This is a genomic window from Burkholderia sp. KCJ3K979 (assembly GCF_016759955.1).
GTDB lineage: Bacteria > Pseudomonadota > Gammaproteobacteria > Burkholderiales > Burkholderiaceae > Burkholderia > Burkholderia orbicola.
This window is the reverse complement of sequence record NZ_JACFYV010000087.1, coordinates 1-24,654: the sequence shown is the minus strand read 5'-3', so window position 1 is coordinate 24,654 and position 24,654 is coordinate 1. Positions and strand designations below refer to the sequence as shown.

Here is a 24,654-nt window from a genome sequence, read left to right as displayed (position 1 = left end):
AGTTGCGGTTGTTGCCCGACGTGCGGCAGATGTCGGTCGTCGATCGCTCCGCGACCGACGTGCTTGGCATGCCGGCGATCAATCTCGCGACCACGCCGCGCTCCGCGCCGGAGCTGTGGGCCAAGTTCGCGTTCGACCGGCTGTTCGCGTTCGGCGTGCTGATTCCGTTGCTGCCGCTGCTGGCGCTGCTGGCGATCGCGGTCAAGCTGTCGTCGCCGGGGCCCGTGCTGTTCAGGCAGCGCCGCAAGGGGGTCGACGGCCGCGAGTTCGATATCCTCAAGTTCCGGACCATGCGCGTGCATCGCGCGCAGCCCGGCGTCGTGCGGCAGGCGTCGCGCAACGATTCGCGCATCACGCGCGTCGGCGCGTTCCTGCGCCGCACGTCGCTCGACGAGCTGCCGCAGTTCTTCAACGTGCTGTTCGGGCAGATGTCGGTGGTCGGCCCGCGTCCGCACGCGATCGAACACGACGACTTCTACCGGCAACTGATCGACTGCTACATGTACCGCTATCGCGTGCGGCCCGGCATCACCGGATGGGCCCAGGTGAACGGCTATCGCGGTGAAACGCGCAAGGTCGAGGCGATGGAGGCACGCGTGAAGTTCGATCTGTTCTACATGCAGAACTGGAGCTTCTGGTTCGACATCAAGATCATCCTGCTGACGGTGGTGCGCGGCTTCATCGGGCGCAATGCGTTCTGAGGAAGACGAATGATCGAAGCGGCGCCGCGCGAGCGATCGTCCCGACGCAGTGAGGCCGGTTCGGACGCGCGGAAGCAGCGCCGTGGCCGCGCCGGAATTGCTGCGCTGCGGTTGTGCCGGCAGGCTTCGGGGCGCGCGCGGCGGGGCGGAATTCCTCGTCCGTCCCCAGTTTCCCCGCCTTTGCCGCGGCATGACCGGCACGCTGATTCCGGTCAACACACGCGTGTTCAATGGGTTTATCCTGCGTCGCATGCGTCCGGCGTTTTGCGTGTCCGGCCGCTGATCCGGATGCGACGGCACGGGGCATGCCTGCGTGCCGCGCACCCGCGCGATACCGCGCGCCGCTCTTTTTCGCGCGGACCCGGAACAGGAGAGGCCGCCATGTCGCTCGACCCACAACAACGGCAGACGCTGAAGCAGCGGCTGAACGAGAGCGAGCAGACGCTGCGTGCGGAGATCCGCACCAGCGAAGACCAGCGCGCGTCCGAATCCTATGCGGAGCTTGCCGGCGCGGCGCCGGACGAGGGCGACGAGGCGAACGCCGACCTGTTCGTCGACGTCGATCATGCATTGATCGGCATGAAGCTGACCGAACTGCGCGCGATTGGCCGCGCCCAGCAGCGGATGCGCGACGGCAGTTACGGCGAATGCATCGACTGCGACGGCTCGGTCGGCTACGAACGCCTGCTGGCGCGCCCGACCGCCGAACGCTGCACGCATTGCCAATCGCTCTACGAGCGGCGCTACGCCACGACGCCGCGCGCGTCGCTCTGACGTCGCGGTTCCCACCGCGCCGCACGTACGGCGCGGCCGGCGCAGGATGACCAACGGGCGCCCGGCGGCGTCGACATGCGGCGCCGGGGCAGACGCCGTCGCGCCCGCGCGCGGCGCCATCCACGTGGAAGGGAGCCACGCCAATCATGCCGATCCACAATGCCGAGTGCGCGGCCGTGTTCGCCGAGATCGCCGACATGCTCGAGATCCAGGGCGCCAATCCGTTTCGCGTACGTGCGTACCGCAACGCCGCGCGGACGATCGCCGACTACGGTCGCGACATCCCGACGATGATCGAGAACGGCGACGATCTCGGGAAGATTCCGTCGATCGGGGCCGATCTCGCGTCGAAGCTGCGCGAGATCACCGCGACCGGCACCTGCGAGCTGCAGCAAACCTTGCGTCATGCGCTGCCGGGCGCGATCGTCGAGCTGCTCGACGTGCCCGGGCTCGGCGCGAAACGCGTGAAGGCGCTGCATGACGCATTGCACGTCGATTCGCTCGAACAACTGCGCGCGGAAGCGAAGAACGGGCATGTGCGTGAGCTGCCGGGCTTCGGCGCGAAAACCGAAGCGCATCTGCTCGAAGCGATCGACGATCGCCTGCAGCGCGAGCCGCAACGCTTCCTGCTGCCCGAGGCCGCGCACGCGCTGATGCCGTTGCTCGAACGCCTGCGTGCGGTGGCCGGTGTCGGCCAGGCCGTGCCGGCCGGCAGTTTCCGCCGCCGCCGCGAGACGGTCGGCGATCTCGACATCCTCGTCACCGCACGTGATCCGGTCGCGGTCACTGAAGCGTTCGTCGGCTACGGCGAGGTGGCGCGCGTGCTCGCGCACGGCAAGACCCGCTCGAGCGTGATGCTGGCCAACGGCTTGCAGGTCGACCTGCGCGTCGTCGATGCCGATGCGTTCGGCGCGGCGCTCGTCTACTTCACGGGGTCGAAGGCGCACAACATCGCGCTGCGCCGGATCGCGCAGGCCGGTGGCCTGAAGATCAACGAATACGGCGTGTTTCGCGGCGACGAGCGGATTGCCGGCGCGACGGAGGCATCGGTCTACGCGGCCATCGGGCTGCGCGAGGTGCCGCCCGAGTTGCGCGAGGATCGCGGCGAGATCGATGCGTCGCGCGCCGGCACGCTGCCGGCGCTCATCGAGCGCAAGCATCTGCATGGCGACCTGCACGCGCATACCGATGCGTCGGCCGGTCGCGACGGCCTGCGCGCGATGGCCGCCGCCGCGCGTGCACGCGGGCTCGCCTACCTGGCCGTCACCGACCGCGTGCCGCCTGGCGGCGATCGCGACGGTTTCGACTGGCTCGCGCGGCAGCTCGACGAGATCGACCGCATCAACGCGACGTTCGACGATTTCGTGCTGCTCAAGGGCGTGGAAGCCGGCATTCGCGAGGATGGCAGCCTGGACGTGCCCGACGCGATGCTCGGCCGGCTCGATCTCGTCGTCGGCGCGGTACGCGACGGCTTCGACCTGCCGCGCGGCGCGCAGACCCATCGCATGCTGCGTGCGATGGAGCATCCGCATTTCACGATTCTCGCGCACCCGACCGGCCGCGTGCTCGGCGAGCGCGACGCGTGCGAACTGGACGTGCCGCGCGTGCTCGCGCAGGCCGCCGCGCGCGGTTGCTTCGTCGAACTCGATGCGCAGCCGCGGCGCTTCGACCTGCCGGACGTCTGGTGCCGCGAGGCCGCGAAGGCCGGCGTGCCGGTCGCGATCGGTTCGGATGCGTACGGTGCGGACGAGCTCGACCATCTCGCGTTCGGCGTCGATCAGGCGCGGCGCGGCTGGCTGACGCGACAGGACGTGCTGAACACGCGCACGCTCGCGCAACTGCGGCCGCTGCTGGCACGCACGATGGGCGGTGCGGGCAGCGCGGGCGGCGGCGCGAAGCGGAGCCGGTCGAAGGGCGCGTGAACGCCACGCGGCCGGCCGCGCTGCGTTCACCTCATGCCGGCAGGGTCATGCGAGTACGCCGGTCGCCGGGACGTAGGGCAGGCCGAGCGCCAGCGCGACCGCTTCGTACGTGATGTGGCCGTCGCACACGTTCAGGCCCGCGCGCAGATGCGGATCGTCGAGCATCGCCTGCTTCCAGCCCTTGTCGGCGAGCGCGAGCGCATGGCCGAGCGTTGCATTGTTCAGCGCAAAGGTCGACGTGCGCGCGACCGCGCCGGGCATGTTCGCGACGCAGTAGTGGACCACCCCGTCGACCACGAAGGTCGGCGCCGCGTGCGTGGTCGCATGCGAGGTCTCGAAGCAGCCGCCCTGGTCGATCGCGACATCGACGACGACTGCTCCCTTGCGCATCGTCGCGATCATGTCGCGCGTGACGAGCCGCGGCGCCGACGCGCCCGGCACGAGCACGGCGCCGATCACGACGTCGGCATCGCGCACGGCTTCGTCGACCGTCTGCGCATTCGAGCAGACGGTCGCGATCCGGTTGGCGAACACGAGATCGAGCTGGCGCAACCGGTTCACGTTGTTGTCGAGCACGGTGACGCGCGCGCCGAGGCCCACCGCCATCTGCAGCGCGCCGGTGCCCACGACGCCCGCGCCGAGCACGACGACGTGCGCGGCCGGCACGCCCGGCACGCCGGCCATCAGCAGGCCGCGGCCGCCGCGCGGGCTTTCGAGGTGGGTCGCCGCGACCTGGATCGACATGCGGCCGGCGACTTCGCTCATCGGCGCGAGCAACGGCAGGCCGCCGCCGGGGCCCGTCACGGTTTCGTACGCGATGCAGACCGCGCCGGATTTCACGAGCGCGGCGGCCTGGTCGGGATCGGGCGCGAGATGCAGGTACGTGTAGAGGATCTGGCCGCGCCGCAGCATCGCGCATTCGGTGGGCTGCGGCTCCTTGACCTTGATGATCATGTCGGCGCGCGCGAAGATTTCTTCGGCGCCGTCGCTGAGCGACGCGCCCGCGGCCGTGTAGTCGTCGTCGAGCAGGCCGATCGCCGTGCCCGCGCCGCGCTGCACCAGCACGCGATGGCCGTGCCGCGTGAGTTCGCGCGCGCCGGCCGGCGTGAGGCCGACGCGGTATTCGTGGTTCTTGATCTCCTTCGGCACACCGATCAGCATGAGTCGCCTCCATGGCCTTCGTTATCGTCGTCGTGCGGGCAGCCCGTTGCGCAGCGCCTTGCCGACCGCAGTACTGGAATAACAGGGTAGTAGTGCGCGGAGGGAAGTCAAGCGACCGGGCTGTGCGACGACGCATGCGTACTGCAACGCAGCATGCGTCGCCGTCGGTTGCGACCGGACGTCGCAATGCGCGCGTGACGCGGTTTCGGTATCGTCATGCGTGGCGCGGGCCGGGGCCGCGAGCCGAACACCTTTCGGCAAAACGACGAGACAACGAGACGAGGACCTTGATCGACATGACCGGTGCGTATTTCAGCGTGCCGACGCTTTGCGCCATCGCGCTCGTGCACGTCTACTGGGCGTTCGGCGGGCGATTGGGCAAGCGCGCGGCCATTCCGGAGCAGGATGGCGTACCGCTGTTGCGGCCGACGGCGCTCGGCACGCTGGCCGTCGCGCTCGCGCTGCTGGGCGGGGCAGGCGTGGTCGCCGCGCGTGCCGGCTGGCTGGGGCGCAACGCGTATCCCTGCACGATCGCGTTCGCGGTCGTTGCGCTTGCATTGATCTTCGCGGTGCGCGCCGTCGGCGATTTTCGCTACGTCGGCTTCTTCAAACGGATTCGCGGGTCGCGTTTCGCGCGGATGGACACGCTGTATTACTCGCCGCTGTGTGCGGCGCTGGCGCTGTCGATCGCGTCGATGTTCTGGCCGTGGTGAGCGGGGCGCGGCGCGCGATTCAGTCCGCGCGCGTATCGATCGGCGTCAGGCATTCGGCGGGCACGGCATCGGTCAGCCGGACACCGTTTTCGGCGACGAAGACCGTATGGCCCTGCCGGTGCATCCGCTGCGCCTCCACTGCGAGGATCGCGGGCACGCCGTGATGCGCCGACGGCCAGCGCCGTCCGGATTTCCGCCGACAGATGCACGTGATGGCGGGCGCCCGGTTCCGCCGCCGCCGATCCTCGCTGTCCGCCATCCCCTCATCCTTACACATTCCGGCATCCGGTTTTCCCATTGTTGCTGATTTCGATGCACTGAATTGCATTGAACCCTCTAGTAATGGAACCGGTTCCATATATAATTCGCCGCACTCGTCGCCGGGCCCCGAAAGAGGGTCGTGCACGTTGCGCTTGCCGTCGGCGGACGCGACGTCTAAGTTGAACAAGGGTCATGGGCGATGACGGGTAGATGCCGGCCAATGCCGGTATTTGTCCGACGATAGGGCCCGCAAAGAGGTCGATCCGCGCAACGCCGCCGGCACCGGGGCGAGCGCGGCTGCAATGACGGCGCCACCGCGAATCGCGGCCGGGCGCCTGCATCGAGGTTGTGCGCAACACACGAAAGAACAGGGCGACCGGCCGCCTGCGGCACGGCTGCCGTGCCGGGCACGCGGCATGCGGAATGCGCGCGTCCGAACCCCGATCCCCAACGATCAACATCCGACCATGTCCACGCCACCTGACAAACCCAATTCGCGTCGCCGTTTCCTGCGCACATCGGTCGCGCTCGTGCCGATCGCGTCGGTCGCCGGCTGCGACCTGCACTCGTCGTCGCCGTCCGCGACGACCGCCGGCAACGCGTCCACTGCATCGGCCAGCGCCGAACGCGCGCCGTACAAGCCGACCTTTTTCGACGCGAAGGAATGGGCGTTCGTCCAGGCCGCCGTCGACCGGCTGATTCCGGCCGACGCCGAAGGCCCCGGCGCGCTCGAGGCGGGCGTGCCCGAATTCATCGATCGCCAGATGGAGACGCCGTATGCGCACGGCGCGACGTGGTACATGCAGGGGCCGTTTCAGCAGGGCGTGCCCGAGCTCGGCTACCAGTTGAAGCTGGTGCCGCGCGACATCTACCGGCTCGGCATCGCGGCCGTTAACCGCTATTGCGAGAAGACGCACGGCAAGGCGTTCGCGGATCTCGACGCGCCGACGCGCGACACGGTGCTCGGCGCGCTGGAGAAGGGCGGCGCGCAGATCGACGACGTCCCGCCCGGCGTATTTCTCGGCCAGTTGCTGCAGAACACGCGCGAAGGCTACTTCTGCGATCCGGTGCATGGCGGCAATCGCGACATGGCCGCGTGGAAGATGATCGGTTTCCCGGGCGCACGCGCGGATTTCATGGATTTCGTCAACCAGAGCGGCAAGCCCTATCCGTACGGCCCCGTCTCGATCAACGGGGAGCGCAGCTGATGGCCGCAGACAAGAAGCCGCACGTCGATGCGGTGATCGTCGGCTTCGGCTGGACCGGCGCGATTCTCGCGAAGGAACTGACCGAAGCGGGATTGAACGTCGTCGCGCTCGAGCGCGGCGAATATCGCGACACCTATCCTGACGGCGCGTACCCGAACACGATCGACGAGCTGACCTACAACATTCGCAAGAAGCTGTTCCTCGACCTGTCGAAGACGACCGTGTCGATTCGTCACGGCCTGCAGGACACCGCGCTGCCGTACCGGCAGCTCGCCGCGTTCCTGCCGGGCGAAGGCGTCGGCGGCGCGGGGCTGCACTGGTCGGGCGTGCACTTCCGGATCACGCCGGAAGAGCTGCGCCTGCGCAGCCACTATGAAGAGCGCTACGGCAAGAAGTTCATCCCCGAGGGGATGACGATCCAGGATACGGGCGTGACCTACGACGAGCTCGAGCCGCATTTCGATTTCGCGGAGAAGGTGTTCGGCACGTCGGGGCAGGCGTACAAGGTTGGCGGCAAGGTGGTCGGCGACGGCAACGTGTTCGAGGCGAACCGCAGCGACAACTTCCCGCTGCCCGCGCAGCTCAACACCTATTCGGCGCAGCGCTTCTTCGATGCGGCGCATTCGCTCGGCCTGCATCCGTACCGGCTGCCGTCGGCGAACACGTCGGGCCCGTACACGAACCCGTACGGCGTGCAGATGGGCCCGTGCAACTTCTGCGGCTACTGCAGCGGCTACGCGTGCTACATGTATTCGAAGGCGTCGCCGAACCTGAACATCCTGCCCGCGCTGAAGCAGGCGCCGAACTTCGAGCTGCGCTCGAAGTGCCACGTGCTGCGCGTCGACCTCGACGACACGAAGAAGCGCGCGACGGGCGTCACCTACGTCGATCCGGCCGGGCGTGAAGTGCACCAGCCGGCCGATCTCGTGATCGTGGCCGCGTTCCAGTATCACAACGTGCACCTGCTGCTGCTGTCGGGCATCGGCAAGCCGTACGACCCGATCTCGGGCGAAGGCGTGGTCGGCCGCAATTTCGCGTACCAGAACCTGTCGACGATCAAGGCGTTCTTCGACAAGGACACCTACACGAACCCGTTCATCGGCGCGGGCGGCAACGGCGTCGCGGTGGACGACTTCAACGCGGACAACTTCGACCACGGCCCGCTCGGCTTCGTCGGCGGCTCGCCGCTGTGGGTGAACCAGGCCGGCGTGAAGCCGATCAGCGGCATCGCCACGCCGCCCGGCACGCCGCAGTGGGGCTCGGCGTGGAAGAAGGCGGTCAAGGACAACTATGCGCACACGATCTCGATGGACGCGCACGGCACCAACATGTCGTACCGCGACGTGTATCTCGACCTCGATCCGACCTATCGCGATTCGTACGGCCAGCCGCTGTTGCGGATGACGTTCGACTGGAAGGACAACGACATCAAGATGGCGCAGTACGTGACCGGGCAGATGAAGAAGATCGCGGAAGCGATGGGGCCGAAGGCGATCGGCGTGTCGACGCGCGAATTCGGCAAGCACTTCGACTCGCGCCAGTACCAGACGACCCACCTCGTCGGCGGCGCGATCATGGGCACGGACCCGAAGACGAGCGTGCTGAACCGTTACCTGCAGTGCTGGGACGTGCACAACGTGTTCGTGATGGGCGCGTCCGCGCTGCCGCAGGGCATCGGCTACAACCCGACCGGGATCATCGCGGCGCTGGCCTACTGGTCGGCACGCGCGATCCGCGAGCAATACCTGAAAAATCCCGCCCCGCTGGTGACCGTATGAAGAGGACGATGAACCACCACAACGCCGCGCGTCCGGTGTCCCCGCTGCGGCGCGCGCTGGCGATCGGCACGGCATGGGCGGCATTCGGTCTGGCGGGCGGCGGCGCGTTCGCGCAGCCGGCGTCCACGCCGGCCGCGGCTTCGGGCGCGGCGGCTGCGCCCGAGGCCCAGTCCGCCGACGCGGCGCTCGTCAAGCGCGGCGAGTACCTCGCCCGCGCAGGCGACTGCATCGCCTGCCACACCGCGAGCGGCGGCAAGCCGTTCGCGGGCGGCCTGAAGTTCGACACGCCGATCGGCGGCATCTACTCGACGAACATCACGCCGGACCCGAAGACGGGCCTCGGCGGCTGGACTTACGAGGACTTCACCCGCGCGGTGCGCGAAGGCGTGCGCAAGAACGGCGACACGATGTATCCGGCGATGCCGTTCCCGTCGTACGCGCGCCTGACCGACGACGACATGAAGGCGCTGTACGCGTACTTCATGCACGGCGTCGCGCCGGTCGAGCATGAGAACCGCAAGGTGGACATCGTGTGGCCGCTGTCGATGCGCTGGCCGCTCGGCATCTGGCGCAAGATGTTCGCGCCGTCGCCGAAGCCGTTCGACGCGGCGTCGTACACCGACCCGGTGATCGCGCGCGGCGCGTATCTGGTGCAGGGGCTCGGCCACTGCGGCGCGTGCCATACACCGCGCGCGCCGACGATGCAGGAGCGCGGGCTGACCGACGCGGACGGCCTAGACTTCCTGGCCGGCGGCGCGGCGATCGACGGCTGGGTGCCGACGAGCCTGCGCGGCGAGCCGCGCACGGGCCTCGGCACGTGGAGCGAAACCGAGATCGTGCAGTTCCTGAAAACCGGCCGCACGCTGCGCACGGCCGCGTTCGGCGGGATGACGGACGTGGTCGGCCACAGCATGCAGCACATGACCGACGACGACCTGAACGCGATCGCGCGCTACCTGAAGACGTTGCCGCCGCGCGTGCAGGGCGAGCAGCCGCACGTGTACGACGCGGCCGCGGCGAAGGCGCTGCAGACCGGCGACGCGAGCAAGCCGGGCGCGGCCGTCTATCGCGACAACTGCATGGCCTGCCACCGCAGCGACGGCCACGGCTACACGCGCGTGTTCCCGGCGCTCGCCGGTAACCCGGTCGTGCAGGGCGACGATCCGACCTCGCTGATCCACGTCGTGCTCGAAGGCAGCGCGCTGCAGGGCACGCGCACCGCGCCGTCGACCTTCACGATGCCGCCGTTCGGCTGGCGCCTGTCGGACCAGGAAGTCGCGGACGTGTCGAACTTCGTGCGCACGAGCTGGGGCAACACGGGCGCGCCGGTGACGGCCGCGCAGGTCGCGAAGGTGCGCAAGAGCGTGCCGTCGACGCGGCCCGAGCCGCCGCCGGGCGCGCGCTTTCCGCAAGCGTCGCGTTGACGGGAGCGGCGGGCCTTCCGCCCCGCCTGCCGCCCGGCCCACGTCGACGTGCGGCCGGGCGCGCAACGCCTTTCCCTTCGCCGGGGTCACGCCCCGCAACCCGCGCCGCCGCGTGAAATTTTCGCGGCTGCGCGCCATTTTTCCGCCTCATCCCTTATCCTTTCACTCTTGAACCTTACTAAATAGTTACAAGAGCTTGGGAGGGGGGATGCCTCATGACGTCAGCCTGATTGCGTTGCTCGCGGCCGGTTTCGGTCTCGCGATGATCTTCGGTTACCTCGCGTCGCTGCTGAAAATGCCGCCGCTCGTCGGCTATCTGCTCGCCGGGATCGTGATCGGCCCCGGCACGCCCGGTTTCGTCGGCGACCTGTCGCTCGCGCAGCAGCTCGCGGAAGTCGGCGTGATGCTGCTGATGTTCGGCGTCGGCCTGCATTTCTCGCTCGGCGATCTCCTCGCGGTGCGCAAGATCGCGCTGCCGGGCGCCATCGTCCAGATCACCGTCGCGACGCTGCTCGGCGGCGGGCTCGCGCTCACTTGGGGCTGGAGCCTCGGTGCGGCGCTCGTGTTCGGGCTGGCGCTGTCGGTCGCGAGTACCGTCGTGCTGCTGCGCGCGCTCGAAGGGCGCGGGCTCGTCGAGACGGTCAACGGACGCATCGCGGTGGGCTGGCTGGTGGTCGAGGATCTCGTGATGGTGCTCGTGCTGGTGCTGCTGCCGCCGGTGGCGGGGCTGCTCGGCGGCACGCCGCCCGGCGACGCGCATGCGGCCGGCGGCAGCGTGTGGGGCACGCTCGGCGTCACGATGCTGAAGGTCGCCGCGTTCATCGCGCTGATGCTGGTGGTCGGCAAGCGCGTGTTCCCGCGCATTCTGTGGCTCGTCGCGCGCACGGGCTCGCGCGAGCTGTTCACGCTGTGCATGATTGCGGCCGCGGTCGGCATCGCGTTCGGTGCGGCGAAGCTGTTCGACGTGTCGTTTGCGCTCGGCGCCTTCTTCGCCGGGATGATGATGCGCGAGTCGGAATTCAGCCGGCGCGCGGCCGACGAGACGCTGCCGCTGCGCGACGCGTTCTCGGTGCTGTTCTTCATCTCGGTCGGCATGCTGTTCGACCCGAAGGTGCTGCTCGACGAGCCGCTGCACGTAATCGAGGTCGCGGCGATCGTGCTGATCGGCAAGACGGTCGCGGCCGTCGCGCTCGTGATCGCGTTCCGCTATCCGCTGAACACCGCGTTGACGGTCGGCGCCGGCCTCGCGCAGATCGGCGAATTCTCGTTCATCCTCGCGGGGCTCGGCCGTGCGCTCGGGCTGCTGTCGGCCGAAGGGCAGAGCCTGATTCTCGCGGTCGCGCTGATCTCGATCGCGATGAACACGCTGCTGTTCGCGATGATCGATCCGGCGCTCGCGTGGATCCGCAAGCATTCGGCGTTCGCGCGCAAGCTCGAGGCGCGCGACGATCCGCTCGCCGCGCTGCCGATGTCGACGCCGCAGACGCACCTGACCGGGCAGGTCGTGATCGTCGGCTACGGCAAGGTCGGCACGCGGATCGCGCATGCACTGGACGAGCGCGGGATTGCGTATGTCGTCGTCGAGCAGAATCGCGAGCTCGTCGAGAAGCTGCGCGCGGACGGCATCGCGGCCGTGTCGGGCGACGCGATCGAGCCGATCGTGCTCGTGCAGGCGCATATCGCCCGCGCCGGGATGCTGGTCGTCACGCTGCCCGACGTGTTCGACGTGCGGCAGATCGTCGAGATCTCGCGCACGCTCAACCCGGCGCTCGAGGTCGTGCTGTGCACGAACAGCGGCGACGAGGCCGCGCTGCTGTCGAGCGAGGGTATCGGCACCGTGTTCATGGGCGAGACCGAACTCGCGCGCGGGATGACCGAGCACGTGCTCGGCCGGATGGCGAAGCCGGTCGCGGCCGCGCATTGACGGCACGCGGCGGCGCGCCTGGCGTCGTCAGCCCGCTGCGGCCATCTTCGCGGGCGTGGGGCGACTGGATTGCGCAGCCGTCTTGAGTTGGGCCGACGGTTTCTGCGCGACGGTCGCCGTGGCCGGCGCCCCCGCTTTCGGCGCCGCGACCGTCTTTTGCGGCGCGGCGGCCTTCGTCGGCGCATTCTTTTCCGGTTCGACCGGTGCATCGGGCGGCACGCCGAGCAACTGCAGCGAGCCGCTCGTGACCGACGCGAACACCGGGCCGGCCACCGTGCCGCCGTAGTAACCCTTGCCGCGCGGCTCGTCGATCATCACCGCGACGATCAGGCGCGGGTTGCTCATCGGCGCCATCCCCGCGAACAGCGCGCGGTACTTGCCCTTCGCATAGCTCGCGCCGACCTGCTTGCGCGCGGTACCCGTCTTGCCGCCGATCCGGTAGCCGTCGACGCGCGCGCGGCGCCCCGTGCCGCCTTCGCCGACCGCCATCTCGAGCATCGAGCGGATCGCGGCGGCCGTTTGCGGCGACGTCACGCGGTGGCCGCGGTGCGCGTCGATCGTCTGCTGATCGGTGCCGTTCTTCAGCAGCGACACCGGGTGCAGCGTGCCGTCGCCCGCATACGCGGTGTAGGTCTGCGCGATCTGCAGCAGCGACATCGACAGTCCGTAGCCGTACGCCATCGTCGCCTGCTCGATCGGCCGCCAGCGCTTGTAGCCGCGCAGCCGCCCCGACGCGACGCCCGGGAACGTCAGTTCCGGCGCGCGGCCGATCCCGTATTCCTGGTATTTGTTCCAGATCGTTTCGGCGGGCAGGTTCAGCGCCAGTTTCGCGAGCGCGACGTTGCTCGACTTCTGCAGCGCCTGCGATACCGTCAGCGAGCCGTGGTTGGACGTATCGTGGATCACCGCCGGGCCGATCTTGTAGGTGCCCGGCGACGTGTTGATGATCGTGTTCGGCGTGACCTTGCGCTCGTCGATCGACAGCGCGACGACGAGCGGCTTGATCGTCGAGCCCGGTTCGAACGTGTCGATCACCGCGCGGTTGCGCAATTGCTGGCCGGTGAGGCGGGCGCGGTCGTTCGGGTCGAAGGTGGGGTAGTTCGCGAGCGCGAGGATCTCGCCGTTTTGCGCGTCGAGCACGACGACGCTGCCGGCCACCGCGTTGTTCTCGATCACGGCCGCCTTGAGCTGGCTGAAGGCGAGCTGCTGGATGCGGCGGTCGATCGTCAGTTCGATCGTCGCGCCGTGCTGCGCGGGGACGAGCGGCCGCGTGTCCGACACGATGCGGCCGAGCCGGTCGCGGATCACCTCGCGCTGGCCGGAGGTGCCTTGCAGGCGCGCATTCGCTGCGAGCTCGACGCCTTCCTGGCCCTTGTCCTCGACGTTCGTGAAGCCGACCACGTGCGCGGCCGATTCGCCTTCCGGGTAGAAGCGCTTCGAATCGGCGATCTGCGTGATGCCGTCGATCGCGAGCTTGTCGAGCCGGCTCGCGGTGTCGGCGTCGACCTGCCGCTTGAGCAGCACGAACGTCTTGTCGTTGCCGAGACGCCGCTTCACCTCGACGAGCGGCAGGTCGAGCAGCTTCGCGATCTGCGGGTAATCGGTGTCGGCGACCTGTTTCGGGTTCGCCCAGATTTCATAGGTCGACAGGCTGACTGCGAGCATCGCGCCGTTGCGGTCGACGATGCGCCCGCGCATCGCATCGAGTTCGATCGTGCGCTGGTAGCGCTTCTGGCCCTGACCGACGTAGAAATCCTGGTTCGCGACCTGCACCCAGAAAGCGCGCGCGATCAGCGCGGCGAACGCGAGGAACACGACGACCACGATCAGCCTCGAGCGCCACATCGGCAGGCGCGACGCGAGCATCGGATTCTTGGTCGCCGCCGCGTATGGATCGGCAGGGTGGGTCTTCTTTTTCACGCTCATGCAATGGCCGGGTCGGGCCGCCGGGCGGCGGCGGGTCAGTCTGAATAATGCGATTGTAATAAATGAGTAAACATCGTGTGGGGAAAGTATGTTCCGGCCCTTCAAAAAGGCGAAGGGCCGGCCATCTGGAACAGGGGAAGGGAGCCGGCAGGAAGGTGGGGTCAACGCGGGATTCGGCGGCGGCGGATGACGACGAAACCTGCGCGATCATCGCATGCCGATTCGGGCAGGCGGTTCGGGATATCGCTCGCTCGCGATCGCCCGCGGCGCGCGATCAATTGCCCGCACGCCGGTTATTTCTTTAATCCGGAAAATGAAAAGCGCCTCGAACCGAGGCGCCATTATTGCTGAATATCGAAATGAATATCACTGCTACCGGAATAAACCCGAAAACCGTAGACGATTGATTTCAATAATACCTATCGTGCAACGGAAATAAATTCCCGGTATTCGGGCGGGGTCGTGCAGGTATCGACCGCCTGCAGGCGCCACGCGCCGTCGGGGTGCTCGCCGGCGAGCACCGCGGGGCCCTGTTCGCGCCGCATCGCGTCGAACGACAGCCCCTTCAACTGACAGACGGCATTGCCGCTGTCGGCCGCGCACAGCGCCATCGCGCCTTCGACGTCGCGGACCTTCCCCCAGGTCGGAAGGTCGATGCCCTGATGTGCCTCGCGCGACCACAGCCCTTCGTCGGTATCGACCCACAAGACCGCGAACGAATGCCGGGTTGCCGATTCGCTGCCATTAATCCGAATGGTGAGGCGCATTGGATCGTCTCCTGAAAAAGATGACACATTCGACCGTTTTGACTTGAACAGTCTAGATAGACTGGTGTGAAACGCAAGTGATAATCCGCAATAAACCTGGATCGAGTCTATTTCCGTTTCAGATGAAACGATGTCTGACGATTCATGGTCATTCCCGAGGCGTCAGCCCACGCGGGCGATAGCGGCGACCAGCGGTGTCCGGGCCGGCGCGCGCGGCGTCCAGACATGGGATGACAGGGCCGCCGGCCGCGTCGATCGGTCGCGCGCCGACCGATCGACGGAAAGCGGGGCGAAGGACATGCTCTGGCGCTCCTCGGATGCAGCCGGACCGAACCTTTCAGCGTGTCGACGCGGCGGCCGGCACGACACACTCCGACAATCGCGTACAAATCGGCACACTTTCACGAAACTTTCGGGACAGACTTGCATGCGGTCGGGCCCCACACTGGGAACTTCCCGATCCTGTGCCGCGGACGCCCGTCCGCGCCGGCTGCCGCCGCCTCGTGCCAGAGCGCGATCGACGCGATCGCAGGCCGCACGCCGGATCGGGAGGCGCCGGGGCGCGTGTCGGCCCCGGCCCGGCCGGTGAGCCGTGCGCCGCCCGCAACCGCGGGCACCGCGCCGCCCGGCCGACTCTTCGAAGGAGACTATCGTGCTGATCTGGAAAACCGCGTTGTCGCTCAACTGGCGGACGAGCCTCGTGTCGCCGGCCAGCGCACCGGTCGCGGCGGCGAACGTGGGCCGGCTGGTGCTGACCGGCGCAACCGGCTTCATCGGCAGTACCGTGCTGACGGCGCTCGTCAATGCGGGGCTGCTCGAACGCATCGTCTGCGTCGTGCGCGCGCAGGACCGCGGCCATGCGGTCGCGCGGCTGCGGGAAGCGGCGTTGCGCGCGGGGCTCGCGCCGTACTGGGCGTCGCGCCTGACCGATGCGAACGTGATCGTCGGCGCGCTCGGCGACGTGTGGCACGGCGCCGATGCGCCGCGCCTGGCCGGCGCGACGCATGTGATTCACTGTGCGGGCCATGCGTCGCCGGCCGACGGCGCGCATCTGCAGGCCGACATCGCCGACGCGGTGCACTTCGCCGAACGCTTTGCCCGCGCGCCGCGCCTGCAGCGCTTCGTGTACGTCGGCACGGCCTACGCGCATGCGGGCCGCGGCGGGATCGTGCAGGAAGAGGCGGAGCGCGACGCGGAGAACGACGTCACGCCGCAGGCCGACGAAGGCCTGCCCGGCGCGGTGCTGGCGGCCGACTACCTGCATGCGAAGGCCCGGACGGAGCAGCGTCTGCGCGCGCTCGGGCTGCCGCTCGTCGTCGTGCGGCCGTCGCACGTGGTCGGCCATACGGTGCTCGGGACGCGTCCCGCGCCGAATTCGTTCTGGATGTTCCGGCTCGCGCATGCGGCGCGCCGCTTCACCGCGCGGCCGATGACGCGCATCGACATCGTGTCGGTGGACGACGTGGCGCGCGCGACGATGCTGCTGGCCGTCAAGCCGACGCTCGCGCACGACGTCTATCACGTGTCGGCCGGCGACGAGGCGCCGCAGGTCGCGCAGATCGTGCGCGCGATGGACGAGGCGGCGGGAATGACCGGGGCGCCGCGCTACGCGGCGTGCGCACCGGCGGAACTGCCGCTCGTCGTGCGTGACGTGCTGGGGCGCCCCGATCCGGCACTCGAGCGCGTGATCGGCCGGGCACTGCAGCGCTGCGGGGAATTCGCGACGGTCGATCGCGTGTTCGACAATCGCCGCGTGCGCGACGAAATCGACTTCGAGCCATTGCCGTTCATCGATTACGTCGAGGAGTGCATGCGCACGTCGCGCGGCGTGGCCGTGACCGAGCTGATGCGCGGCGCGATCCACTGATACTGATCGCCCGCTGACCGCCCGCGTCGCACCGGCGACCGCGCCCGCATGTGGCGGGCGCGGTCGCCGTCTTTACGCCTGGCTGCCGAGCTCGATGAGCCGGTCGAGCGCGCGGTAGATGTCTTCCAGGCCGTCCTGGCCGAAGCGCGACTCGAGCTGACGATATTGCTCGTCGATGCGCGGCCCGATCTCCGTCACCAGTTTCCTGCTTTGCGGCGTCAGGCTGACCAGCAGCCGGCGCTGATCCTCCTGCGCGCGCGTGCGCGTGATCAGGCCGTCGCGCTCCATCCGCTCCAGCACGCCAGTCAGGCTCGGGCTCAGGATGCAGCAGCGTTTCGCGATCTGTCCGGCTTCGAGCGCCTCCGTCGGTTCGCCGTCGAGCACGCGGATGATCCGCCATTGCTGTTCGGTCAGCGAAAATTCCTTGAGAATGGGGCGAAACAGACCCATCAGCGTTTCGCGGGCCTCGAGCAGCAGCATGGCCAGGTTGCGATGGTCGAGCGTACGGTTCATCGGGATGAGCAGAGGACGGGGACGCATCAATCTTAACAGCCGAAGCTGATGAATTTCGCATCTCAGGGTAATCGAGGTTGCCACCACTCGATTGTTTGCTTAAGATATTAACTATTGACGATGCGCCGCGACGCGCGGCAGGGGAATGACGCATGGAGCTGTCTTGCACGACCGCCGCGGCGCCGCCGTTGCCGGTCGCCATCGGTACCGTCTACGGCGCGCTGCTCAACGAGCGCGCGGCGCTCGACGCGCTCGGCGATGCGGTGAATGCACCGCCTTACGGCCGCCCGCCGCAGGCGCCGATCCTGTACATCAAATCCGCCAACACGCATGCAGCCGACGGCGCCGCCGTGGTCGTGCCGGCCGGTGTCGACGCGCTGGAGATCGGCGCGTCGGTGGCCGTCGTGTTCGCGCGGCGCGCGACGCGCGTGCCGGCCGCGCGGGCGCTCGACTACGTGCACGGCTTCACGCTCGCGAGCGACGTGTCGGTGCCGCATCCCGATTACTACCGTCCGGCCGTGCGCTTCAAGTGCCGCGACGACTTCTGCCCGCTCGGGCCCACGATCGTGCCGGCCGCCGCGCTCGCCGATGTCGACGCGATCGGCCTGACAGTGCGGATCGACGGCGAAGTGGCGGCATCCGCGTCGACCGCGACGCTGATTCGCCCGGTGCGTGCGCTGATCGCCGACGTGACGGCTTTCATGTCGTTCGACGCGGGCGACGTGCTGTTGCTCGGCGTCGCGGGCGGCGCACCGCATGCCCGTGCGGGCAGCACGATCGAGATCGCCGCGGCCGGCATCGGCACGTTGCGGCATACGCTGATCGCGGAGGAAGGGCGATGAAGACGGCGCGCGTGATCTACAACGGCGCACTGCATGCGGCCGAACCGGCCGGCGACGGCGCGATCCGCCTCGATACGGGCCGCGTGGTGGCCGAGGACGCGGTGGCGTGGCTGCCGCCCGTCGCGCCGCGCACGACGTTCGCGCTCGGCCTGAACTACGCCGACCATGCGAAGGAGCTCGCGTTCAACGCGCCGAGCGAGCCGCTGATTTTCCTGAAGGGGCCGAATACGTTCGTCGGTCACCGGTCGCTGACCGTGCGCCCCGCGGACGCCACGCACATGCACTACGAGTGTGAACTGGCCGTCGTGATCGGTCGGCCCGCGCGCCACGTGAGCCGCGCGCAGGCCATCGACTACGTGGCCGGCTATACGGTCGCGAACGACTACGCGATCCGCGACTATCTCGAGAACTACTACCGCCCGAACCTGCGCGTGAAGAACCGCGACACCTGCACGCCGCTCGGGCCGTGGTTCGTCAGCCGCGACGAGATCGGCGACGCGGGCGACCTGACGCTGCGCACGACGGTGAACGGCCGGGAGACGCAGCGCGGCAGCACGCGCGACATGGTGTTCGACGTGCCGGCGCTGATCGAGCACATCAGCAGCTTCATGACGCTTTCGCCGGGCGACCTGATCCTGACCGGCACGCCCGAGGGGCTGGCGGACACGCAGCCGGGCGACGAGGTCGTGACCGAAATCGAAGGAATCGGCCGGCTCGTGAACACGATCGTCGGCGAGGCAGACTACTATCGCGCCGGCTGAGCCCGTCGCCCAAGGAAGGAGAGCACATGACCATCAAGCACTGGATCGGCGGCCGCGAAGTGGAGAGCCGCGAAACCTTCACGACGCTGAACCCGGCGACGGGCGACGTCATCACCGACGTCGCGTCGGGCGGCGAGGCCGAGGTCGATGCGGCCGTGCGCGCGGCGAAGGAAGCGTTCCCCAAATGGGCGAACACGCCGGCGAAGGAGCGCGCGAAGCTGATGCGCAAGCTCGGCGAGCTGATCGAGAAGAACGTGCCGATGCTCGCCGCGCTGGAAACGCAGGATACCGGCCTGCCGATCGCGCAGACGAGCAAGCAGCTGATTCCGCGCGCGTCCGAGAACTTCAACTTCTTCGCGGAAGTGTGCGTGCAGATGAACGGCCGCACCTATCCGGTCGACGACCAGATGCTGAACTACACGCTGTACCAGCCGGTCGGCGTGTGCGCGCTGGTGTCGCCGTGGAACGTGCCGTTCATGACCGCCACGTGGAAGACGGCGCCGTGCCTCGCGCTCGGCAACACGGCCGTGCTGAAGATGTCGGAGCTGTCGCCGCTGACGGCCGACCAGCTCGGCCGGCTCGCGCTCGAAGCGGGCATCCCGCCGGGCGTGCTGAACGTCGTGCAGGGTTACGGCGCGACGGCTGGCGATGCGCTCGTGCGGCATCCGGACGTGCGTGCGGTGTCGTTTACCGGCGGCACGGTCACCGGCAAGCGGATCATGGAGCGCGCGGGCCTCAAGAAGTATTCGATGGAACTCGGCGGCAAGTCGCCGGTGCTGATCTTCGACGACGCCGATTTCGACCGCGCGCTCGACGCGTCGCTGTTCACGATCTTCTCGATCAACGGCGAACGCTGCACCGCGGGCTCGCGGATCTTCGTGCAGCGCACGATCTACGACCGCTTCGTGCAGGAATTCGCCCGCCGCGCGAACAACCTGGTGGTCGGCGATCCGACCGATCCGGGCACGAATCTCGGCGCGATGATCACGCGCCAGCACTGGGAGAAGGTGACGGGCTATATCCGCATCGGCGAGCAGGAAGGCGCGCGCGTGGTCGCGGGCGGCGCGGACAAGCCGGCCGGCCTGCCCGATCATCTGCGCAACGGCAACTTCGTGCGGCCGACCGTGTTCGCCGACGTCGACAACCGGATGCGCATCGCGCAGGAAGAGATCTTCGGGCCGGTCGCGTGCATCATCCCGTTCGACGACGAAGACGAAGGGCTGCGGCTCGCGAACGACACGGCGTACGGCCTGGCGTCGTACATCTGGACGCAGGATGTGGGCAAGGTGCATCGGCTCGCGCGCGGCATCGAGGCCGGGATGGTGTTCGTGAACAGCCAGAACGTGCGCGACCTGCGCCAGCCGTTCGGCGGCGTGAAGGAATCGGGCACCGGGCGCGAGGGCGGCGAGTACAGTTTCGAGGTGTTCGCGGAGATCAAGAACGTGTGCATCTCGATGGGTTCGCATCATGTTCCGCGCTGGGGCGTGTGACGGGCGCCGGCCGTGTTGTCGCAAGAACGATAGGGAGACTTGAACGATGGGCAAACTGTCCCTCGCCGCGAAGATCACGCACGTGCCGTCGATGTACCTGTCGGAACTGCCCGGCAAGCATCACGGCTGCCGTGATGCGGCGATCCGCGGCCACCAGCTGATCGGCGAGCGCTGCCGCGCGCTCGGCGTCGACACGATCGTCGTGTCGGACGTGCACTGGCTCGTCAACGCCGGCTATCACGTGAACTGCAATGCTCGGTTCGCGGGCACCTATACGAGCAACGAGCTGCCGCATTTCATCCGCGACATGCAGTACGCGTATCCGGGCAACCCGGCGCTCGGCCGGCTGATCGCGGAAACGGCCACCGAGCGCGGCGTGGCGACGCGGGCGCACGAAATCGACAGCCTCGAACTCGAATACGGCACGCTCGTGCCGATGCGCTACATGAACGGCGACCAGCACTTCAAGGTCGTGTCGATCGCCGGCTGGTGCATGTGGCATCAGCTCGACGAAAGCCGGCGCTTCGGCGAGGCGCTGCTCGAGGCGATCGAGAAGAGCGATTCGAACGTTGCGTTCCTCGCGAGCGGCTCGCTGTCGCACCGCTTCAACGACAACGGCAGCCCTGAGGAATCGATTCACCAGATCAGCCGCGAATTCTTCCGGCAGGTCGACCTGCGCGTGGTCGAGCTGTGGAAGCAGGGCGATTTCAAGACCTTCTGCGCGATGCTGCCCGAATACAACGTGCATTGCCACGGTGAAGGCGGCATGCACGACACGGCGATGCTGCTCGGGCTGCTCGGCTGGGATCGCTACGACCGGCCGGTCGAGATCGTCACCGACTATTTCGCGAGCTCCGGCACCGGGCAGATCAACGCGATCTTCCCGCTGCCCTGAGCGCTGCCGCCCGCCACGCCTTCGAATCCGACTGGAGAGTTGCCATGCCACACATCGTCGTCGAATACACCGCGAACATCCGCGACGACGCTCGCATTCCCGCGCTGCTGCGCACGATCAACGCGACGCTGATCGCGCAGGGCGGCGTGTTTCCGACCGGCGGCATCCGCTCGCGCGCGATCGAGCTGCACGATTATTGCGTCGCGGACGGCACGGAGGACGACGCATTCGTCCACGTGACGCTGAAGATCGGCGCGGGTCGCAGCGACGAAACGAAGCAAGCCGCGTGCGACGCGCTGTTCGACGCGATCAAGACGCATTTCGCCGAGCTGTACGCGAAACGCTATCTCGCGTTGTCGATGGAGCTGACCGAGTTCAGCGAAAGCGGCTCGTACAAGCACAACAACATCCACGCCCGCTACAAGCGGGCCGGCTGAACCCCATTTCCGATCCGACCATGCTCGAACCCGCCCTCATCGACCAGCTCGCGCACCGTCTGCACGACGCCGAGCGCGCCCGCACGCAGATCCGCCAGATCTCGCTCGACTATCCCGACATCACGATCGACGACGCGTATGCGATCCAGCGCGCGTGGGTGACCCTCAAGCTCGCGGAAGGCCGCACGCTGAAAGGGCACAAGATCGGCCTCACGTCGAAGGCGATGCAGAACACGTCGCAGATCGACGAGCCCGACTACGGCGCGCTGCTCGACGACATGTTCTTCGACGACGGCGGCACGATCCCGACCGGCCGCTTCATCGTGCCGCGCGTCGAGGTCGAACTCGCGTTCGTGCTCGGCAAGCGGCTCACGGGGCCGAACTGCACGATCTTCGACGTGTACGACGCCGTCGATTACGTCGTGCCGGCGCTCGAGATCATCGACGCGCGCAGCCAGTCGATCGACCCCGATACGAAGCGGCCGCGCAAGGTGTTCGACACGATCGCCGACAACGCGGCGAACGCGGGCGTCGTGATCGGCGGCCGGCCGGTGCGCCCGCAGGACGTCGATTTGCGCTGGGTCGCGGCGATCATGTCGCGCAACGGCGTGGTCGAGGAAACCGGCGTCGCGGCCGGCGTGCTGAACCATCCGGCGAACGGCGTCGCGTGGCTCGCGAACCGGCTGTCGCGTTTCGACGTCGCGCTGGAGCCGGGGCAGATCGTGCTCGGCGGGTCGTTTACGCGGCCCTGCGCGGCGCGATCGGGCGACACGTTCAGCGTCGACTACGGTCCGCTCGGGACGATCCAGTGCTACTTCGAGTGAGGTGAGCGAACGATGCAGATTCCGTCGAATGTCTTCAAGGCCGCGCTCGCGCGCGGTGACGCGCAGGTCGGCCTGTGGCTCGGCCTCGCGAATCCGTACAGCGCCGAAGTGGTCGCGGGCGCCGGTTTCGACTGGTTGCTGATCGACGGCGAACATGCGCCGAACACGATCCCGACGATCCTCGCGCAACTGCAGGCGATCGCGCCGTATCCGTCGCATCCGGTCGTGCGCGTGCCGTGGAACGATCCGGTGATCGTCAAGCAGGTGCTCGATCTCGGCGCGCAGACGTTGCTCGTGCCGATGGTCCAGAGCGCGGACGAGGCGCGTGCGGCGGTGGCCGCGACGCGTTATCCGCCGCACGGGATGCGCGGTGTCGGCAGCGCGCTGGCGCGCGCGTCGCGGTGGAATCGCGTCGGCGAGTACCTGCATCGCGCGAACGACGAGATGGCCGTGCTCGTGCAGGTCGAGACGCGCGCGGGGCTCGATGCGATCGATGCGATTGCGCGGGTCGACGGCGTCGATGGCGTGTTCATCGGGCCGGCTGATCTTGCTGCCGATCTCGGCCATCTCGGCCATCCGGGGCACCCGGACGTGCAGGCCGCGATCGACGGTGCGATCCGCGCGATCAAGGCGGCCGGCAAGGCGCCGGGCATCCTGAGCGCGGATGAAGCGGCCGCGCGGCGCTATCTGGAAGCGGGCGCGTTGTTCGTCGCGGTCGGTGTCGATACGACGTTGCTGGCACGGAGCGCGGAGCGGCTCGCCGCGCAGTTCAAACGAAACGGCGACGACGCCGTGAAGCAGGGCGACGGCACGTATTGATGCGGCGGCGGGCGGTTTTCCCGTGCCGACCGCCGGCTTTTCGCCGCGCGGCTTCATGCATGCGCATGGCCGCACCTATCGCTGCGCTTGGCTTCCCGTTTCCATGTATTTCCCCGGCGTCGTCCCCAGCGCGCGCCGGAACATGTCGATGAACGCGCTCACGTTGTCGTATCCGAGATCGAGCGCGATCGTCGTCACCGGCACGCCGTCGGCAATGCGCTCCAGCGCCCGCAGCAGCCTGGCCTGCTGACGCCACTGCGCGAACGTCAGCCCCGTTTCGGCGACGAAGCGGCGGCTCATCGTCCGCGCGCCGATGCCGGCCCATTCGGCCCATTCCTCCAGCCGCCGGTCGTTCGCGAGATCAGCAGCCAGCGCATCGGTGATCTTCACGAGCCGCGGGTCTCGCGGCCGGACCAGCCCCAGCGCCTCGGCTTCCGATGCCGCGATTTCATCGAGGATCACGTCGGCGATCCGGGTCTGCGCGGCATCCAGATCGGCATCGCCCCAGCTCGCTGCACGCTGCACGGCTTCGCGCAGCAGCGGCGTCGTGCGGATCGCGCGCGGCGTGGCCGGCAGCGTCGCGCAGCGGGCTTCCGCGACGAACGCCGACCAGCCGGCGATCGGCCCGAACGAGCGCAGCGAATGCCGGCAATGCGGCGGAATCCAGATCGCATGGATCGCCGGCACGACCCACTCCTGATCGTCGAGGCCGATCGTCACCAGCCCGCTCAGCGCGCCGACGAGCTGGCCGCGCGCATGCGAATGCGGCGCGGTGATACGCGGGTCGCGTTGCGACAGGACGGCGGCGACCACGAACGGGCCGTCGTCGGACGTGACGAAGCGGGCGGGCAGGAGCGGATCGGACATGGCCGGATATCGGTATCGAATGGCTGTTATACCGGAGATCGGCCGGTTTCGCACGCCTACACTGCGTCCATCGATGACAACCGGAGCAAGACGCGATGCGAGCCGAACAGATGCTTCCCGACCATGCCAACCAAGTCGATGCCGGCGGAACGACGATCCGCAAGGGGACCGTCGGCGCGTTTCTGGTCAATGCGCGTGTATTGACCGATCCGAACGCCGCGCCGGCCGAGAGGGCGCGCGCGGAGGCCGATGCGATCGACGCATTGCCCGCGCTGCGTGCGCTCGGCCTGTTCGACGTGCTCGAAGTACGCGATCCCGCGCTGCGCGCATGGCTCGATGCCCGATAAAGGCCCACCCCTCCAGAATTGAAGGAATCACCATGAAAGCAGCAGTCGTTGAAGGCGCTGGACAACGTCCGATTTATACGGAGTTCGAACCGCCGGGCGCGATGCCGGGCCACAGCCTGATCGACGTGACGGCGTCCGCGCTGAGCCGCATCGCGCAGGGGCGTGCGGCGGGGACGCATTATTCGTCCGTTGGCGGTTATCCGTTCGTCGTCGGTGTCGACGGCGTGGGGCGTCTCGAAGATGGTCGGCGCGTCTATTTCTTCGGTGCGCCCGCGCCGTTCGGCGCGATGGCCGAACGTACGATCGCGCCCGATACGCAGTGCGTGCCGCTGCCGGACGCGCTCGACGATGTCACGGCGGCGGCGATCGCGATTCCCGGGATGTCGTCGTGGGCGGCGCTGACCGAACGCGCGAGGTTCGTTGCGGGCGAGAC

At 68.2% G+C, this 24,654-nt stretch carries 24 protein-coding genes and 1 pseudogene; 19 read left to right on the top strand and 6 right to left on the bottom strand.

The window, feature by feature from the left end; translation table 11 throughout:
* The 4 genes from H3O04_RS19465 to polX form a co-directional block, all read left to right on the top strand.
* The coding region (locus H3O04_RS19465) for an exopolysaccharide biosynthesis polyprenyl glycosylphosphotransferase (RefSeq protein WP_202588281.1) at positions 1 to 701 on the top strand (701 nt) is incomplete at its 5' end.
* Between the two features lie 82 nt (positions 702 to 783).
* The gene (locus H3O04_RS19460; RefSeq protein ID WP_023476865.1) at positions 784 to 984 is read left to right on the top strand and encodes a hypothetical protein; all 201 of its coding nucleotides are present in this window, start codon (positions 784 to 786) and stop codon (positions 982 to 984) included.
* Between the two features lie 98 nt (positions 985 to 1,082).
* Positions 1,083 to 1,475 carry a TraR/DksA family transcriptional regulator gene (locus H3O04_RS19455; protein ID WP_011547854.1) on the top strand — a complete coding sequence of 131 codons (393 nt, stop codon included), beginning with the start codon at positions 1,083 to 1,085 and terminating at the stop codon, positions 1,473 to 1,475.
* Positions 1,476 to 1,621: 146 nt separating this feature from the next.
* Positions 1,622 to 3,397 (top strand): DNA polymerase/3'-5' exonuclease PolX, encoded by a 1,776-nt coding sequence (gene polX / locus H3O04_RS19450; RefSeq protein ID WP_202588280.1) that lies wholly within the window; start codon positions 1,622 to 1,624, stop codon positions 3,395 to 3,397.
* 45 nt (positions 3,398 to 3,442) lie between these two features.
* Here polX and ald read toward each other — a convergent pair whose 3' ends face one another.
* Positions 3,443 to 4,558, bottom strand: coding sequence for an alanine dehydrogenase (ald, locus tag H3O04_RS19445; protein ID WP_006479184.1), 1,116 nt, complete (start codon positions 4,556 to 4,558; stop codon positions 3,443 to 3,445).
* A 296-nt stretch (positions 4,559 to 4,854) separates the two neighbouring features.
* Here ald and H3O04_RS19440 point away from each other — a divergent pair, with 296 nt between their 5' ends.
* The gene (locus tag H3O04_RS19440; protein ID WP_034175281.1) at positions 4,855 to 5,271 is read left to right on the top strand and encodes a DUF3995 domain-containing protein; all 417 of its coding nucleotides are present in this window, start codon (positions 4,855 to 4,857) and stop codon (positions 5,269 to 5,271) included.
* Between the two features lie 19 nt (positions 5,272 to 5,290).
* On the opposite strand, the gene H3O04_RS19435 is transcribed toward H3O04_RS19440, so the two are convergent.
* Positions 5,291 to 5,530, bottom strand: coding sequence for a hypothetical protein (locus H3O04_RS19435; protein WP_237666355.1), 240 nt, complete (start codon positions 5,528 to 5,530; stop codon positions 5,291 to 5,293).
* A 469-nt stretch (positions 5,531 to 5,999) separates the two neighbouring features.
* Between H3O04_RS19435 and H3O04_RS19430 the strand changes: the two genes are divergently transcribed.
* The 4 genes from H3O04_RS19430 to H3O04_RS19415 all read left to right on the top strand — a co-directional run bounded on the left by H3O04_RS19430 (position 6,000) and on the right by H3O04_RS19415 (position 11,866).
* Positions 6,000 to 6,740 (top strand): gluconate 2-dehydrogenase subunit 3 family protein, encoded by a 741-nt coding sequence (locus H3O04_RS19430; RefSeq protein ID WP_023476869.1) that lies wholly within the window; start codon positions 6,000 to 6,002, stop codon positions 6,738 to 6,740.
* Positions 6,740 to 8,518, top strand: coding sequence for a GMC family oxidoreductase (locus H3O04_RS19425; RefSeq protein ID WP_011547848.1), 1,779 nt, complete (start codon positions 6,740 to 6,742; stop codon positions 8,516 to 8,518). Before H3O04_RS19430 ends, H3O04_RS19425 begins: the two co-directional genes overlap by 1 nt.
* On the top strand, positions 8,515 to 9,942 hold the full coding sequence (locus H3O04_RS19420) for a c-type cytochrome (protein ID WP_202588279.1): 1,428 nt from the start codon (positions 8,515 to 8,517) through the stop codon (positions 9,940 to 9,942). Before H3O04_RS19425 ends, H3O04_RS19420 begins: the two co-directional genes overlap by 4 nt.
* A 208-nt stretch (positions 9,943 to 10,150) precedes the next feature.
* The gene (locus tag H3O04_RS19415; RefSeq protein ID WP_069231039.1) at positions 10,151 to 11,866 is read left to right on the top strand and encodes a cation:proton antiporter domain-containing protein; all 1,716 of its coding nucleotides are present in this window, start codon (positions 10,151 to 10,153) and stop codon (positions 11,864 to 11,866) included.
* A 27-nt stretch (positions 11,867 to 11,893) separates the two neighbouring features.
* Here the strand turns inward: H3O04_RS19415 and H3O04_RS19410 are convergent, their stop codons facing one another.
* The gene (locus H3O04_RS19410) at positions 11,894 to 13,792 is read right to left on the bottom strand and encodes a peptidoglycan D,D-transpeptidase FtsI family protein (protein ID WP_202588278.1); all 1,899 of its coding nucleotides are present in this window, start codon (positions 13,790 to 13,792) and stop codon (positions 11,894 to 11,896) included.
* Between the two features lie 419 nt (positions 13,793 to 14,211).
* On the bottom strand, positions 14,212 to 14,559 hold the full coding sequence (locus H3O04_RS19405) for a DUF3564 family protein (protein ID WP_023476875.1): 348 nt from the start codon (positions 14,557 to 14,559) through the stop codon (positions 14,212 to 14,214).
* Positions 14,560 to 15,211: 652 nt separating this feature from the next.
* Here H3O04_RS19405 and H3O04_RS19400 point away from each other — a divergent pair.
* Positions 15,212 to 16,426 (top strand): SDR family oxidoreductase, encoded by a 1,215-nt coding sequence (locus H3O04_RS19400; RefSeq protein ID WP_202588277.1) that lies wholly within the window; start codon positions 15,212 to 15,214, stop codon positions 16,424 to 16,426.
* Positions 16,427 to 16,498: 72 nt separating this feature from the next.
* Here H3O04_RS19400 and hpaR read toward each other — a convergent pair whose 3' ends face one another.
* Positions 16,499 to 16,939, bottom strand: a complete 441-nt coding sequence (hpaR, locus tag H3O04_RS19395) for a homoprotocatechuate degradation operon regulator HpaR (RefSeq protein ID WP_023476878.1) — start codon at positions 16,937 to 16,939, stop codon at positions 16,499 to 16,501.
* Between the two features lie 152 nt (positions 16,940 to 17,091).
* Here hpaR and H3O04_RS19390 point away from each other — a divergent pair, with 152 nt between their 5' ends.
* The 7 genes from H3O04_RS19390 to hpaI are packed head-to-tail and all read left to right on the top strand — an operon-like array spanning position 17,092 to position 23,007.
* Positions 17,092 to 17,781 (top strand): fumarylacetoacetate hydrolase family protein, encoded by a 690-nt coding sequence (locus H3O04_RS19390; RefSeq protein ID WP_202588276.1) that lies wholly within the window; start codon positions 17,092 to 17,094, stop codon positions 17,779 to 17,781.
* A complete protein-coding gene (locus H3O04_RS19385; protein ID WP_006479172.1) occupies positions 17,778 to 18,542 on the top strand; it encodes a fumarylacetoacetate hydrolase family protein in 765 nt (254 codons plus the stop codon). Before H3O04_RS19390 ends, H3O04_RS19385 begins: the two co-directional genes overlap by 4 nt.
* 26 nt (positions 18,543 to 18,568) lie before the next feature.
* Entirely contained in the window at positions 18,569 to 20,032 is a 1,464-nt protein-coding gene (gene hpaE, locus H3O04_RS19380; RefSeq protein ID WP_124483536.1) for a 5-carboxymethyl-2-hydroxymuconate semialdehyde dehydrogenase, read from the top strand.
* A 46-nt stretch (positions 20,033 to 20,078) separates the two neighbouring features.
* Entirely contained in the window at positions 20,079 to 20,927 is an 849-nt protein-coding gene (gene hpaD, locus H3O04_RS19375) for a 3,4-dihydroxyphenylacetate 2,3-dioxygenase (protein ID WP_077179611.1), read from the top strand.
* A gap of 44 nt (positions 20,928 to 20,971) precedes the next feature.
* Positions 20,972 to 21,364, top strand: coding sequence for a 5-carboxymethyl-2-hydroxymuconate Delta-isomerase (locus H3O04_RS19370; RefSeq protein WP_006479169.1), 393 nt, complete (start codon positions 20,972 to 20,974; stop codon positions 21,362 to 21,364).
* Positions 21,365 to 21,384: 20 nt separating this feature from the next.
* Entirely contained in the window at positions 21,385 to 22,188 is an 804-nt protein-coding gene (gene hpaH, locus H3O04_RS19365) for a 2-oxo-hept-4-ene-1,7-dioate hydratase (RefSeq protein WP_202588275.1), read from the top strand.
* 12 nt (positions 22,189 to 22,200) lie between these two features.
* Positions 22,201 to 23,007, top strand: a complete 807-nt coding sequence (gene hpaI / locus H3O04_RS19360) for a 4-hydroxy-2-oxoheptanedioate aldolase (protein ID WP_011547837.1) — start codon at positions 22,201 to 22,203, stop codon at positions 23,005 to 23,007.
* Between the two features lie 75 nt (positions 23,008 to 23,082).
* Here hpaI and H3O04_RS19355 read toward each other — a convergent pair whose 3' ends face one another.
* Positions 23,083 to 23,874 (bottom strand): AraC family transcriptional regulator, encoded by a 792-nt coding sequence (locus H3O04_RS19355; protein ID WP_011547836.1) that lies wholly within the window; start codon positions 23,872 to 23,874, stop codon positions 23,083 to 23,085.
* 95 nt (positions 23,875 to 23,969) lie between these two features.
* Here H3O04_RS19355 and H3O04_RS19350 point away from each other — a divergent pair, with 95 nt between their 5' ends.
* Both H3O04_RS19350 and H3O04_RS19345 read left to right on the top strand, forming a co-directional pair.
* Complete coding sequence (locus tag H3O04_RS19350) at positions 23,970 to 24,221, top strand: hypothetical protein (protein ID WP_006479165.1); 252 nt, start codon at positions 23,970 to 23,972, stop codon at positions 24,219 to 24,221.
* 32 nt (positions 24,222 to 24,253) lie between these two features.
* A pseudogene (locus H3O04_RS19345) lies at positions 24,254 to 24,654 on the top strand (quinone oxidoreductase family protein); the annotation flags it as partial.

Coding starts and splice junctions, on each gene's coding strand:
- H3O04_RS19370 (WP_006479169.1), top strand. CDS start 20,972: ATGCCACACATCGTCGTCGAATACACCGCGAACATCCGCGACGACGCT.
- H3O04_RS19430 (WP_023476869.1), top strand. CDS start 6,000: ATGTCCACGCCACCTGACAAACCCAATTCGCGTCGCCGTTTCCTGCGC.
- polX (WP_202588280.1), top strand. CDS start 1,622: ATGCCGATCCACAATGCCGAGTGCGCGGCCGTGTTCGCCGAGATCGCC.
- H3O04_RS19420 (WP_202588279.1), top strand. CDS start 8,515: ATGAAGAGGACGATGAACCACCACAACGCCGCGCGTCCGGTGTCCCCG.
- ald (WP_006479184.1), bottom strand. CDS start 4,558: ATGCTGATCGGTGTGCCGAAGGAGATCAAGAACCACGAATACCGCGTC.
- hpaI (WP_011547837.1), top strand. CDS start 22,201: ATGCAGATTCCGTCGAATGTCTTCAAGGCCGCGCTCGCGCGCGGTGAC.
- H3O04_RS19425 (WP_011547848.1), top strand. CDS start 6,740: ATGGCCGCAGACAAGAAGCCGCACGTCGATGCGGTGATCGTCGGCTTC.
- hpaH (WP_202588275.1), top strand. CDS start 21,385: ATGCTCGAACCCGCCCTCATCGACCAGCTCGCGCACCGTCTGCACGAC.
- hpaD (WP_077179611.1), top strand. CDS start 20,079: ATGGGCAAACTGTCCCTCGCCGCGAAGATCACGCACGTGCCGTCGATG.
- H3O04_RS19410 (WP_202588278.1), bottom strand. CDS start 13,792: ATGAGCGTGAAAAAGAAGACCCACCCTGCCGATCCATACGCGGCGGCG.
- H3O04_RS19435 (WP_237666355.1), bottom strand. CDS start 5,530: ATGGCGGACAGCGAGGATCGGCGGCGGCGGAACCGGGCGCCCGCCATC.
- H3O04_RS19355 (WP_011547836.1), bottom strand. CDS start 23,874: ATGTCCGATCCGCTCCTGCCCGCCCGCTTCGTCACGTCCGACGACGGC.
- H3O04_RS19455 (WP_011547854.1), top strand. CDS start 1,083: ATGTCGCTCGACCCACAACAACGGCAGACGCTGAAGCAGCGGCTGAAC.
- H3O04_RS19440 (WP_034175281.1), top strand. CDS start 4,855: ATGACCGGTGCGTATTTCAGCGTGCCGACGCTTTGCGCCATCGCGCTC.
- hpaR (WP_023476878.1), bottom strand. CDS start 16,939: ATGAACCGTACGCTCGACCATCGCAACCTGGCCATGCTGCTGCTCGAG.
- H3O04_RS19405 (WP_023476875.1), bottom strand. CDS start 14,559: ATGCGCCTCACCATTCGGATTAATGGCAGCGAATCGGCAACCCGGCAT.
- hpaE (WP_124483536.1), top strand. CDS start 18,569: ATGACCATCAAGCACTGGATCGGCGGCCGCGAAGTGGAGAGCCGCGAA.
- H3O04_RS19390 (WP_202588276.1), top strand. CDS start 17,092: ATGGAGCTGTCTTGCACGACCGCCGCGGCGCCGCCGTTGCCGGTCGCC.
- H3O04_RS19385 (WP_006479172.1), top strand. CDS start 17,778: ATGAAGACGGCGCGCGTGATCTACAACGGCGCACTGCATGCGGCCGAA.
- H3O04_RS19415 (WP_069231039.1), top strand. CDS start 10,151: ATGCCTCATGACGTCAGCCTGATTGCGTTGCTCGCGGCCGGTTTCGGT.
- H3O04_RS19350 (WP_006479165.1), top strand. CDS start 23,970: ATGCGAGCCGAACAGATGCTTCCCGACCATGCCAACCAAGTCGATGCC.